Below are 14,207 nucleotides of genomic sequence, written 5' to 3'. Positions count from 1 at the left end.
CTCGCAAAGTTTTTCTACTTAACGCCTCTTCGCCTTTGCGTGCTTGTTTATCATTACCTCAAAATAAATTGAGATAAAATTGCCGTAAAATTCGTTAATTGTTAAAATAACAATTAATATTGAATTTCCTTTTTATCTTACCATTATGACCAGGCGTGTACTCTTCTTTTTCATCCTTATTTTGTTTTGCAAGGCTTCGCAGGCACAAAAACAAATGATCCCGAATCCAATAACCGGGGGCTATTTTGCCGACCCAACTGTAGTAAAGGATAAAGGCCGTTATTTCATCTACGCCACAATTGATCCCTGGGGCGATAGGGAGTTAGCCGTGCTGGAAACCACCGATTTTATCAAGTTTAAACGGCACCATATTAACTGGCCCACAAAGCAGGCCTGTACCAGCCCTACTTCTCTCGACGAAATGGTTTGGGCACCATCGGTAGTAAAAGGAAAAGACAATAAGTTTTACATGTATGTAGCCGTAGGTGGTGAGATTTGGGGTGGTGTAAGCGATACGCCGCTCGGCCCCTGGAAAAACTTAAAGAAGGATAATACCCCTATGGTGAAATCAACAGATTATCCCCAGGTACATAATATCGATCCGGACTGTTTTATTGACACTGATGGCAGCATTTACCTTTATTGGGGTTCCGGTTATAAATGGATTAACGGGCATTGTATGGTTGTAAAGCTGAAGGACGATATGGTTTGGTTTGAGGGCGCTCCAAAAGATATTACCACGCCACATTTTTTTGAAGGTGCACATGTGATAAAACGTAATCAAACCTATTACCTCATGTTTTCGGAAGGTAAAGCCATTGATGCCAGCTACCAGGTGGGTTATGCAAAAGGGAACAGTCCGCTCGGCCCTTTTCAGGAAGATGAGCATCGGGTTATATTGAGCACATCTGCCGATAGTACCGTGATAGGCCCAGGTCACCATACCACTTTTATTGAAAAGGGGCAGTACTATATTTTATATCACCGCATTTTTCCTCAAAAGGAATCTTTTGTATTACGGCAGCTTTGCCTGGATAGTTTGAATTTCGATTTAAATGGGAATATCAAAAAGGTGAGCACCAAAGGAGTACAAAAGTTCAATTAACCTTATAACCTGTTATGATGAGAAAAATAGGCTGCATAGCGCTGTTGTTAATGTTGGCATTTGCCGGCTTTAGGGCTTCTGCTCAGCAAAAAACCGACGTTGCAAAACCAAAAGAGATTAGTCCTGATCTTTTTGGGATCTTTTTTGAGGATTTAAGTTACGCGGCTGATGGTGGGCTTTATGCCGAACTTATTCAAAACCGTTCATTTGAATATAGCCCGGCAGATAACCGCGACTGGAATTCGATGACTGCTTGGAAATATGAGACCGATGGTTTTGGTTATGGTACCATTTCGGTTGAAACTGCTGCTCCGGTTCATCCCAATAATCCGCATTATATTTTACTTGATATTCAGGATGAAGGGCAAAAAGGAGTAGGGCTTGAAAATTCAGGGTTTGATGGTATGCCTGTCAAGGCGGGTAAAAATTATAGTTTTTCGGTTTTTTTGAATGTGATGTCGGGCCAATCTTTGCCGGTAAAAGTGGCTCTTGTTGACCGGAAAGGTAAAGAATTAGGCTCTTCCTCGTTTACAACATCCAATAAAGGCTGGAAAAAATATACCGAGCAGATTCACGTGAATTTTGACAATGACAGCGCCAAATTGGTGTTGTTGATCAAGGCAAAAGGGAAAGTCGGGATTGATATGGTGTCTTTGTTTCCTGAGGAAACGTTTAAAAATCATAAAAATGGATTACGGGCAGATTTGGCGCAGGTTATAGCTGATATAAAACCAAAGTTTATGCGTTTCCCGGGTGGCTGCCTTACCCATGGCGATGGCATTGCCAATATTTACCGCTGGAAAAATACCATTGGCCCGGTTGAGCAAAGGGTTGAGCAGCGTAACATCTGGAATTATCATCAGTCGGTAGGTTTGGGATATTTTGAATATTTTCAGTTTTGTGAGGATATAGGCGCAAAGCCGGTGCCCGTACTTGCGGCAGGCGTGAGCTGTCAAAATTCAGGCGGCACCTGGAGGATAGGCGGCACCGGGCAAAAGGGCATCCCGATGGAAGAAATGAGCGCTTATGTACAGGATGTTCTTGATCTCATTGAATATGCCAACGGACCGGCCACTTCTATATGGGGGACAAAACGTGCTGCTGCAGGGCATCCTGCACCTTTCAATTTGGAATACCTTGGCATAGGTAATGAAGATAAGATCACCGGTATATTTGAAGAACGTTTCCGGATGATCTATGATGCTGTGCACAAGGCCCATCCCGAAATTAAGATCATAGGAACTGTTGGGCCAAGCCCGAATGGGGAAGATTTTGATAAGGGATGGAAACTTGCCGATCAGCTTTCGGTTGGTATTGTTGATGAACATTATTATGAAAAACCACAGTGGTTTTTAAAAAATACCGCGCGTTATGATTCATACAACAGGCTAAGATCAAAAGTATACATTGGCGAATATGCTTCGTGGGGCAATACTTTATTCAACGCCCTGGCAGAAGCTGTGTATATGACCAGTTTAGAAAGCAACGGCGATGTTGTAAGGATGGCATCGTATGCCCCGCTTATTGCCAGGATAGGCCACACTTCCTGGAACCCCAATCTCATATATTTTAATGGCACTAAGGTTTTCCCAACGGTGAACTATTATGTTCAGCAGCAGTTTGCCGCTAATTCAGGCAATGAGTATTTGCCTGGTATAATAAAGCTGAAAGGCGAGAAGACAGTAATTGATACCACCGCAGGCACCTCAAGCGTACGTGATTCTGCAACAGGTGATGTTATCCTTAAAATTGCCAACGCAGGCAATGCTACCCTTTCGGGAGAGGCCGATCTGTCAAAAATTAATAAACTACCTAAATCTGCAACACTTATTGTGATTTCCGGAGATCCCGGGGCAAAAAATTCTTCCGACACCCCGCAAGCTGTTCTCCCTCAATCTTCAGTAATAAAATTGAAAAAAAAGTGGGCTTTCACTGTACCAGCCTATTCATTGACCGTAGTCAGAATTAGTGGTGCAAATGCGGAAAAGCGCAAATAATTATCCTGAACATTAGAAAAAATCAAACCAATAATACATGAAAAAAATAGTTTTACTGGGCGCTTTAATCAGTTTTTATACGGTGCTGATAGCGCAGCCGCAGCAAAAATTCAGTGCCTACCTCTTCACTTATTTTACAGGTAACAAAGGCGGCGAAGCTATCCGTTTTGCTTTGAGTAACGATGGATATCATTTCCGCGCCTTGAATAACAATCACCCTGTTTTAAATTCGGCTGATATCAGCGCTACGGGCGGTGTTCGCGATCCGCACATTATGCGTGCTGCTGATGGTAAAACTTTTTACATGGTGGCAACTGATATGAACACCGAAAAATACGGCTGGGGGCCGGATTATGCCATGGTGCTGCTAAAATCAACCGACCTGGTGCACTGGACATCCAAATCAATTGATATCACCAAAACCTTTGCAAACTTTGCCGGGGTTAACAGGGTATGGGCGCCGCAGACGATTTATGATCCGCAGGAAAAAAAGTATATGATCTACTGGTCGATGAGATTTGGCCAGGAAGCCGATAAGATTTATTACGCCTACGCCAATAATGATTTTACAGGTTTAGAAACCGAACCTAAACAGCTTTTTTATAAGCCGGATGGTGGTGCCTGTATCGATGGTGATATTGTGTATAAAGACAATAAGTATTACCTGTTTTTCAAAACGGAGGGATCAGGAGCGGGAATAAAAATAGCTGTATCGGATAAACTAACATCGGGATATGTATTGCGCGATAAATATGTGCAACAAACCAAAGACCCGGTAGAAGGGGCAGGCACTTTTAAATTAAACAACGGCAGTGGTTACATTTTGATGTATGACATGTATACCCAAGGCAAATACCAGTTTACCAAAACAACCGATCTTGAAAATTTTAAACTGATTGACGACGAGGTATCCATGAACTTTCATCCCCGCCATGGTACAGTAATGCCAATTACCGCAAAGGAAGCGGCAGCCTTAACAGCAAAATGGGAAACGCCCGAAGATGTAATGCTCTCGCCTGTTAACAAGCAGCTTAAAAGCATTAATATAGTTTTGGATTCGGCTGCTCATAAGGTTTACCTGCCTGTAAATCCAGGTACCAATTTAAAATCATTTGATCCGTTGTTTACGCTGTTTCCTGGCATAACCATCAGTCCGGCAAAGCCGCAGGATTTTACAAAAGGAGCAGTTAAATATTCCGTATCTATCGCAGGTAAAAAGCCACAGGTTTTTGAGGTTACCGCTCAGGAAACCCATAATCCGGCTATAGCAGGATATTATGCCGATCCGGAAATATTGTATGCCGAAAAAGCGGGCAAGTTTTATCTCTACCCAACCAGCGATGGTTTTGATGGCTGGTCGGGCAATTATTTCAAGGCTTTTTCTTCGGATGATATGGTTAACTGGAAAGATGAGGGCAAGATCCTTGATTTGCCCAAAGATGTGAGCTGGGCAAAAAAGAATGCCTGGGCACCCTGCATCATCGAAAAAAAGATAGGTAGCGAGTATAAATACTTCTACTATTTTGCCGCCGCACAGAAAATAGGGGTTGCCACGGCAAATGACCCTGCAGGACCTTTTACCGATTCGGGCAAGCCCTTGCTGGCTCAACTGCCGGAAGGTGTTAAAGGCGGACAGCAGATTGATGCAGATGTTTTTGCCGATCCGCAAACGGGTAAAAACTATTTATACTGGGGAAATGGTTATATGGCCGTAGCCGAATTAAATGATGATATGATTTCCTTAAAACCGGGAACCACCAAAATCCTCACCCCATATGCGCACTATAACGAAGGTACCTACGTGTTTTACCGCAAGGGCACATATTACTTCATGTGGTCGGAAAATGATACCCGGAGCCCTGATTACAGCGTGCATTACGGTACAGCCAAATCGCCTTACGGCCCAATTGAGATCCCTGAACACAACATAGTTATAGCCAAAGATGCAGCTAAAGGTATTTACGGTACAGGGCATAACTCGGTGATCCAGATCCCGGGTACCGATGAATGGTATCTTGTTTATCACCGGTTCAATTACCCTAAAGGGATTACTATGGGTGATGCCGCAGGATATAACCGTGAGGTATGTATTGATAAAATGGAGTTTGATGATAAGGGGTTGATTAAACAGGTTACGCCTACGCATGAAGGTATAAAACCGGTGCATATGAAAAAGTAATTGATAGCTGCTATTTGGTATCGGTTTGAAACTGATATTTAACCGGCCCGGGTATGATCATATCCGGGTCGGTTGTTTTTATAAAATGTCAAAAAGTGCAAAGAATAATGGGTTTTGGTATATTGGATATTCGTAATTTTATGAATTAGCTGTTGTTTTGGTCATCAAATAGGCAACTCATAACAGCGTAATGCCGCGATAAAAGGTGTTGTTAACCAATGTGAACCATTATTAATGCTGAAGAACTATTTCAAATATCTTAACGTTACTGAGGTTGAAGAACGATGGGGCATTTATGTAACCACCGTTGGCTATTCTAAAACAGAGCCCAATGATAATTACCCTAACCAGGTACATCCGGAAAGCCATCAGCTTACCTGGAACCGTGGGCGCATACTCAATGATTATTATATAGTATTTATATCAAGGGGCAAAGGTGTGTACGGTTCGGCATTAACCAAACCTGCCGAGGTTGCTGAAGGTACCTGTTTTTTTCTGTACCCGGGCGTGTGGCACCGCTATAAACCAGACCCCGGATCGGGCTGGGAAGAGTTTTGGGTTGGTTTCAATGGCTTTTATGTAGAGCAACTGATGAACAACGGCTTTTTTGACCGGAAGAACCCGCTTGTGCCTTCCTGTCTGAATAAAGATATCCTGGCGTTATTTCATAATCTGGTTGAAAGTGTGAGTTCATCATTGCCCGGCTATCCACAGCAAATAGCAGCCATGACCCTGCAGTTATTAGGGTTGATCAGCAATATTATTCAGCACCATGAATATAATGATGATCCGGTAGGTAAGCTCATATCAAAGGCGAGGTTTATTATACAGGAATCATTTGAGGATACATTGGATATGGAAGATTTGGCAAAAGCGTTACCTATGGGCTATTCGTCGTTTCGAAAAGCTTTCAGGCGCATAACCGGAGTGTCTCCCAACCAGTACCACCTTAACATTCGCCTGGAACGGGCCAAAAGTCTGCTCCAGACCACCATTTTAAATACCAGTGAAATAGCCGACCAAACAGGTTTTGAATCGGTATTTTATTTTTCACGGTTGTTTAAAAAGAAGAATGGGGTTTCACCAACTGAATTTCGTAAAAATGTTCAGTCTGCGCAGTAACGTTTCCGCAGCAAGTCTTTCATAAAACAATTGATGCTAAATTGATCAGCAACGGGCTTGTTGCTGAAAGGCATGGCAGGCATATAGGGTTGAGGACCAAATTCTGTAGTTATGGGTAGTATCGGCGTGCCAATCAGTTTATTATTAGCCACTATCCTGTCCCACCAACCCAAAAAGTGATCAAGCGCGTATTGCCACTCAGGTGCTGCAGGATCAGGCACCTGGGGCCCCTCTTCAAAACCAACTCTTGCATGAATATGCCGGCTGCGTTTAATGGCTTCATTCATCGCCCCCTCAAAATTTTGCAGCATACTTTCGGTAACACATACCCAATGCGAAAAATCGGCTGTGATGGCAAATTTATCCTGCAGGTTGAATAGTTCGGCGGTCATTTGCGGCGAATAACCCAACCGGCCGCGGTGTGTTTCATGGGCTACGGTAATCCCTGTTTTGGCCGAAAATTCCTGTGCAGCGTTAATCAGATCGCTGTTTTCCTGCATAGTGAAATAATCTTTCCCCGTGTGCGAATTGATGAGGATAGGGCCGGGTTCGGCACATTTGTGAAGGTTTTTAACAAATGATTCCCTGAATTTTTTGAACGTGCTGCCTTCAGCTTCATGTTGATGAATTACAATGTGCATTTGATGCTGTTGCAGGTAATCATACAACAATTGCTGATCGTCCTCATCGGCAGGCAACCAGGTATCTATCCCATCATATCCTGCTACCCTGATCTTGTCGAGAAAAGTTTTCAGCGGCAGGTGTTCGTGCCCCCACAGCGGGCTTAGGATCTTAATTTGCATGGATAACGCTTATGTTTTCAGAAATGGGCGTTTTTGCGCGGTTAACCGTTAGTTCGCCTTTGCTGTCGCTCTTTCCTTTTGTTACAACTTTGTCGCCAACTGAAACGCTGTATTGTTCATTAGGCTTCAATTGGCTAATGCGGTAAGTAAGCGGCGCTGCCGAAGATGTAGTTGTGCTTTGTACCCATTCCATTTTGTCGCTGCTCCAGTTAATTATATTGAGGGTTAACTGCTTGTTTGATGTAACCTTTAAAGCTGTCTGTTCATTGCCGCCATTGAAATAAGATAACTGGCTTGGAGTTGCATTAAACCCGAAGTTCCTGGGACTTATGATTTTAAACTTGTTGTTTGCTACAGAATAGCCATCATTATTAAGCCCGATAGTTAATCGCTGGCCTCTGTAATTATATTTAAGCTCGGTACCAGACAGTTCGGGTGTGATATGTGGGTTGAGGTAAAAACGGTTATATAAAGGGTTTACGCCATAAACAGCCTGGTATAAACCAACTATACTTAAACTATTGCCCGATAAAATATCATCGCCACGGCCGTCCTGTTTCAGCCGTCCGTAACGCTGGTAGGCAAGTCCGTCTTTACTGTACTGCTCCAGTACGTTTTTTACATATTTAACTGCCAAAGCCGGGTTATAGCTTGCATAAGCAGCAACAGCTACAGATCCCCAGGATAAAAACAAATCACCATTTTCATATTCGGGGAAAGGGAACTGGTACTCTTTCCCTTCGGCGGGTTCATAGGAGGTCATGGCCAAAGGCCAGAAAAACAGCTTTTCCTGCTGCATTTGAGTCTCAATGTTGTCCAATATCAGTTTCGTGCGCGCTTTGTCATCACAAATACCATAGGCAATTGCCATGAAGTTAACGGGGGTAACCATATTGCGGCCATGTATGGTGTTGTCCTTATCGCGCCAGTGTACGTAACATTGTTTTTCTTCGTCCCATAAACCGCCCTGGCTTGTGGGCTTATTAAAACTTGTTTTCAGTTTGGCTGCAAAGTTTTCGTAATAACCGGCTTTTACCGGGTTGTTGAGCTGACGCTCAATTGCCGCCCATTTAACAAGGGCATGGTAGAGCTTGGCATTTACAAAAGCATTTTCATAGGATGCCCAGATAATATCTATCCAATCGCTGCTTTTTTTCTGATTTTGCGAATTGGTCATCATCTCAACCAGGCCGTTATTATTACCGTCCCTTTTCAGGATCCATTCCAGTGCTTTTTCGCAGGATAACTGCTGACTTTTAACCCAGTCTTTGTTTCCCGTCATGTCGTATAACTCGGCAACGTTGGTCACAAAGTCGGGGTTCGAATCTATTAAAATTCCCCACTGGGCTTCATAAAATCCATATTTATTAAACTGACCTGGCGCGGCATCCTCATTGGTATACGCCCAGCGTGAATAAACGCGGCCATCGGGTTGGATAGCATGATCGCGGTAAAAATCGAGGCAGCTTTGATAACCCTTCAGGTAGGCCGGATCATTGATACCCAGGCCAAGCTGACCTATGTATTGCTCGTGCAGGCATATCGGGCCGTAAGGCGTAGCCCAGCTATTACCGCCAAAATGCAGGGAATCAATAACGCCGATGCGGGCAATGGTGCCTAAAACCGCGCTTACCTGTGCCCCGTTTATACCCGCCAGCTTACCCCTGCCATATTTTTCATTGTAATCAAAATAGCTAAAGGTGAGACTTTGGCAGCTTTTAACAGTCGATACATCAAAAGGAGCCCATACATCGGTTCTTTTCCTGATAAACAGTCGTCTGTTGGTGCCGCTGTCTGATTTTGGCAGCATTTCCCGGTCGGCAACAGTGACGGCGTAAGCCAGTTTATCGCCATTAGTGCGGGTGTATTTCATGGCAACCGCTTTGCCCGGTGCATCAACAGTGATGTTCAGCCCGTTGTTGTTTTTACTGTTCCAGAAATTGGTTGAGCGTGTATGAACGCCATAAGTGCACAGTTTTTCATTAAAAAGGTAAAACCAGGCCAGCCCGCCGTAGCCCTGGTAGGCACCTTCCCAAGTGTTAATGTTATCAAAATTAATAACAGGCAGATCTGTTTCTTCAATTTTGGCCGCTTTGGAAAAAGTCCGTTCTATGCGCCATTTTATCGCGCCTTCTTTTTTTATGAAGATCCACTTTTCGCTGATAGTCAAATCTTTGCTGCCGTATTTTATGCCACTGAGTGTTATCGCTGCTGGAGTTTGCAGCAGCACCGGGTTCCCTTTCAAATGCAATGAAGAGTACAAAACGCCATCTGCTTTAACAGATGTAAAAGCCCCGTCTGTATTGCTCACTACTTTTTGCCCGTTCACAATCAGCGATGTGATTTGTGCTTTATCGCCATAATCAAGTACCATTGTAATTTTAGGCGTACTGATGGTTACTATTTTACTTTCGGTAACCAGCGGGGCCGCAATGCCTCTAAAAGATAAAAGTAAAAGGAGCGATAATATGAAGTTAATGATCGTTTTGTTAAGGAGCATGGTTTGGCTTATTAGTTGAGAAACAGGATTGGTTTTATCGTAAGCTAAATTACTTTGTACTGCTATAAATCAAAGGATTTAACCGGTCATTATTTAACAAGTCTCCCACTTTAATGTTGGCTGCATCTTCATCGCTTAAAATATTTTGTATGCCGTTGTAAGTATTGCCGTCGGGCATGTAGGCGCAGGTCATGGCACGCCTGTAACCCGGCGTCATGTTGGCATGTGCTCCGTGTATAGTAAGCCCGTTGTGAAATGAGCAGCTTCCTGCTTTCATGGGGGCTGCAACTGATTTACTTGCTTTAAATTCGGGGTAGGTGGTAAAAATAGCACCCATGTTTTTGCCGATGCCCGGGTTTTCAAATGTGGTTTGATGATACGATCCCGGAATGAAGAACAGGCATCCGTTTTCATAGGTGGCATCATCAAGTGCTACCCAAATAGATAAAGCCCTGCGGTCGCTGAATGACCAATAGGGGGTATCCAGGTGCCAGGATGTGGGGTTGGCCCATGGCTTTTTAATCAGCGCCTGATCATGCCAGATCCTGATACCGTCAACACCGGCCAGTTGGGCTGCCATTTCGCCAAGGCGCTCATCAAGCATCACCTGTTTCATTTGTTCGTTATCCTGCCACAGGTTAATCAGCTGGTCAAAAACATTATCATAATAAGCTTTATCGGCATCATCACCTTTACCATATACTTCTTTTCGGTCGGGCATTTTATTACCGTTCCTCTTAGCTACAGCGGCATCAAGAGCTGTGCGCCAAAGGGCAAGTTCATCGGGAGATAAGAAGTCTTCTATCACCAGGAAACCATCACTACGGTATTGTGCAACCTGTTGTTGCGAAAGCTCATTTTTCATTTAGGTTTTGTATTTATTGGTTTATGGCTCCAAAAGTATTTTAAATGAATTTCGGGTTGTTAGCACAAGAGCGTCTATTTTTTGTACTTTTTGATATATCGTCCCGAGTGCCCAGCGTACCAAAAAATACAATAAAAAAATATCAAAAAGTACAAATTAAAGTGCGAAATGTGTATTTCGATTTTTGATCTATGAAATACTTTTGATGTTACAATTATAAGCCAACCAGCCAGATACGTTTCCTTACGCCGGGTCTGTACATGGTTGTCATCATCTTTAACCACCCTGCTCTATGAAAGAAAACATTATTGACCGGGTACAGACCGTTGCAGACAAGCGAAATTTCGTTTGTCTGGTAAAACGTTTTATGCCCGAAGTCACTACCCAGTCCCAAAGCCCATAGCGGCTTATTGTTCAACTGTTTTATTATTTCAAAAGCCCTGAGGCATTAAATAACGATTGCCTGAGGCAAAAAAAGCTAATCAAACTGGCCTGGCTTTGCTATGCCTTATTCAATCCATCATTAACCAACCCATGTAATTTTATGAAAAAAAAAATTCTACTTTTTGACCCCTGGAAGTATCTTTCAGCGCTCCTTTTGGGGCTGCTGATGTATCTTCCGTTCAATGCCGGTGCGCAGGTTGCGGTAACCGGTACTGTAAAAGATTCGGTTAGCTCGGAGCCGGTAATGGGCGTATCAGTTATGCTGAAAGGAACGTCAACCGGTGCCCAAACCGATGTTAATGGTAAATTCAGGATCAGTGCCCCGGTTGGCGGGGTATTAGTGTTCAGGTATATTGGCTATAAAGAACAGGTTGTTACGGTTCAAAATACCGGATCAATCGATATCCGCCTGGCGTCACTTTCACAAAACCTTAAAGAAGTAGTTGTAGTGAGTTACGGAACGCAGAACAGGCGCGAAGTTACCGGTGCCATCAGCTCCATAAAGGCATCCGAAGTAAAAGATATGCCGGTTGCCAATATAGGGCAAAAGCTGCAGGGCAAACTTGCCGGTGTGCAAATCAATCAAAATTCGGGTACGCCGGGCTCCGAAATGACTTTCAGGATCCGTGGCGCGGCTTCAATTAATGCAGGTAATAACCCGCTAATTGTTATTGACGGCTTTCCCTCCGTTAGCGGCTTGCAAAGTTTAAGCCCTGATGAGATCGAGTCTATCTCTGTGCTAAAAGATGCATCTTCGGCATCGCTGTATGGTTCGCGGGCTGCCAACGGTGTTATCCTTGTTACCACAAAGCAGGCAAAAAACGGTCAAAAAAGCCTCGATTTCAGTTCTTATACAGGTATCCAGTCGGTACCTGATCGCGGAAAGCCTGATTTGATGAATGCCCAGGAATTTGCACAGTATAAAAAAGAATGGTATGAAGATGCCGCAAAGTATGAAGGTTATACCGGTGGAGTGCCGCAGGTTTATCAAAACCCCAGCCAATATGCGGGCCAAACCGGTACAAATTGGTTTGATGTATTGCTGCGTAATGCCGTAACTCAAAATTATAACCTGGCTTACAGCGCAGGGGCAAAGGATATCAAAACCACTGTTAACTTAAACTATAATAAACAGCAAGGTGTGGTATTAAACTCACAGGATGAAAGGTTTACAGCCAGGACCAATAATGTTTACACCGCATCTGACAGATTAACGCTTGGTGTTAATCTCGAATTAAGCTATGGTAACAATCAGGTTGTTCCTGGTTTGGATAACGGGCGTAACATTATTGAGAACGCCTATTTAATGGATCCAACGCTGAAGTATAAAAACGCTGATGGATCATATCCTGTATCATTTTCTCAACCCGGGATGTTCCCCAATCCCAACTATTATCTTGTGGTTACGCAACAGGTAAACAAAACCAAAGCTGCCAGGGTACTTGCAAATGGCTTTGCCGAATTTAAGATCATTGACGGGCTTAAGTTCAAAACAACTATAAACGTAAACACCGATAATACTATTAACAGGCAGTTTACTCCCTCAACAGCACAGGGCGGCTTAGGTAGTGCACCACCTCAGCCGGCTACGGGCAGCTATAATACCAGCAGTTTTGTTACCTGGCTGAGTGAAAATACGCTGAACTATCAAAAAACGCTGGGTGGTAAGCACAATTTCGATTTACTTGGTGGTTATACAGCGCAAAAATATTCATATGAGAATAGCAATATCAACGGAACTCAATTCCCGGATGATAACGTTCAATGGATAAGCGCGGCTACTACTAAATTAGGCGACGTAGGTGCTACGCAATGGTCACTTATTCGTTATATCGGCCGTTTAAAATATAATTATGATTCAAAATATCTTGTCGAATTTGCTTTGAGCCGCGATGGTTCTTCTAAATTCGGGCCAAACAATAAGTACGGAAATTTCCCGTCGGTATCTGCGGGCTGGGTAGCATCTGACGAGGCATTTGTGAAAAACATCAAGCCTATCAGCTTCCTGAAAATAAGGGCAAACTGGGGTAAGGTAGGTAACAATAACATTGGCGATTACAGCTACCTGGCTTCGGTTAATACCAGCAACTACGTGTTCAGCAATCAGGTAGTTCCAGGGAAAGCATTAAGCGGTATTGGCAATAACAGCCTTACCTGGGAAACTACGACAGGTTACGACCTTGGTTTAGACCTGGAATTATTTAACAGCAGGATAGCATTTACCTATGATTACTATTGGAAAAAAACCGACGGCCTGTTATATGGGATAGATATTCCTGTACAATCAGGTTATTCAAGCATTACTTCAAATGTTGGCAGGTTTGATTTCTGGGGGCATGAGTTTACCATCACCTCTAAAAACCTTATCGGTGCCTTTAAATGGAATACCAATTTCAATATTTCCTTTGATCGTAACCTGGTTAAAAGCTTAGGTACCAATAATGCACCTATTGGTGGTTATAACGAATATTGGGATGATAACAGGACTGCTGTAGGGCACCCGATAGGTCTATTTTACGGTTATATCAACACGGGAGTTTATATGACCCAGCAGGAATTTGACACCCAGCCACATGACGCAACTGCCATGGTAGGTACTGCCCGCTTTAAAGATGTTAGCGGCCCTAACGGTGTTCCTGATGGCAAAATTGACAGTTATGACCGTACTTATATTGGTAACCCTAATCCAACTTTTGTTTATGGTATTACCAATAGCTTCTCATACAAAAATTTTGATTTGAGTATCGTACTGGCAGGTTCGGTAGGAAACGATATTGCTGACGATGCTTTTCAGTCAACAGAAAATTTGGACGGTGTATTTAACGTGCGAAAAGGTGTTGCTAATCGCTGGAGATCAGAACAAGATCCTGGCGACGGGATCTACCCAAGAACGAGAGCCGGAACAACTGCCGATTTCAGGAACTTTACCAGCAGGCAGGTATTTAAAGCTGATTATATAGCTGCAAAAAATATAACCCTGGGCTATACTGTACCTGTTAAAAACAATAAATATTTCAAAAGCTTCAGGATAACGCTGAGCGCGCAAAACGCGTTTATTTTCACCAAATATCCGGGGCTTAATCCCGAAGCAGGTTTAGCCGGATTGAACGGCTTGAACCAGGGCCGCGACTTTACAGGTTATCCAATTCCAAGAACACTTTCTGCAGGTTTAAACGCAAGTTTTTAGTATTG

At 43.4% G+C, this 14,207-nt stretch carries 8 protein-coding genes; 5 read left to right on the top strand and 3 right to left on the bottom strand.

The window, feature by feature from the left end:
- The first annotated feature begins 145 nt into the window (after positions 1–145).
- The 4 genes from ACFFGT_RS01655 (at position 146) to ACFFGT_RS01640 (ending at position 6,403) form a co-directional block, all read left to right on the top strand.
- Positions 146–1,105: a family 43 glycosylhydrolase gene (locus ACFFGT_RS01655; RefSeq protein ID WP_377020752.1), complete on the top strand. Its 960-nt coding sequence runs from the start codon at positions 146–148 to the stop codon at positions 1,103–1,105.
- A 14-nt stretch (positions 1,106–1,119) separates the two neighbouring features.
- Positions 1,120–3,102, top strand: coding sequence for an alpha-L-arabinofuranosidase family protein (locus ACFFGT_RS01650; protein WP_377020751.1), 1,983 nt, complete (start codon positions 1,120–1,122; stop codon positions 3,100–3,102).
- Between the two features lie 37 nt (positions 3,103–3,139).
- Entirely contained in the window at positions 3,140–5,281 is a 2,142-nt protein-coding gene (locus ACFFGT_RS01645; RefSeq protein ID WP_377020750.1) for a glycoside hydrolase family 43 protein, read from the top strand.
- A 234-nt stretch (positions 5,282–5,515) separates the two neighbouring features.
- Complete coding sequence (locus ACFFGT_RS01640; protein WP_377020749.1) at positions 5,516–6,403, top strand: helix-turn-helix domain-containing protein; 888 nt, start codon at positions 5,516–5,518, stop codon at positions 6,401–6,403.
- Here ACFFGT_RS01640 and ACFFGT_RS01635 read toward each other — a convergent pair.
- Genes ACFFGT_RS01635 through ACFFGT_RS01625 form a run of 3 tightly spaced genes read right to left on the bottom strand, consistent with a single transcriptional unit; the run spans position 6,388 to position 10,571 of the window.
- Entirely contained in the window at positions 6,388–7,206 is an 819-nt protein-coding gene (locus ACFFGT_RS01635; protein ID WP_377020748.1) for a sugar phosphate isomerase/epimerase family protein, read from the bottom strand. The two genes, ACFFGT_RS01640 and ACFFGT_RS01635, sit on opposite strands and share 16 nt — an antisense overlap.
- Positions 7,196–9,706, bottom strand: a complete 2,511-nt coding sequence (locus ACFFGT_RS01630) for a glucosidase family protein (RefSeq protein WP_377020747.1) — start codon at positions 9,704–9,706, stop codon at positions 7,196–7,198. The genes ACFFGT_RS01635 and ACFFGT_RS01630 overlap by 11 nt, the downstream gene beginning before the upstream one ends.
- 49 nt (positions 9,707–9,755) lie before the next feature.
- Positions 9,756–10,571, bottom strand: coding sequence for a phytanoyl-CoA dioxygenase family protein (locus tag ACFFGT_RS01625; protein ID WP_377020746.1), 816 nt, complete (start codon positions 10,569–10,571; stop codon positions 9,756–9,758).
- A 544-nt stretch (positions 10,572–11,115) separates the two neighbouring features.
- Between ACFFGT_RS01625 and ACFFGT_RS01620 the strand changes: the two genes are divergently transcribed.
- On the top strand, positions 11,116–14,202 hold the full coding sequence (locus ACFFGT_RS01620; protein ID WP_377020745.1) for a SusC/RagA family TonB-linked outer membrane protein: 3,087 nt from the start codon (positions 11,116–11,118) through the stop codon (positions 14,200–14,202).
- The last annotated feature ends 5 nt before the right edge of the window (positions 14,203–14,207 follow it).

This window comes from Mucilaginibacter angelicae (assembly GCF_042434235.1).
Lineage (GTDB): Bacteria > Bacteroidota > Bacteroidia > Sphingobacteriales > Sphingobacteriaceae > Mucilaginibacter > Mucilaginibacter angelicae.
This window is presented reverse-complemented; position numbering and strand designations above follow the sequence as displayed.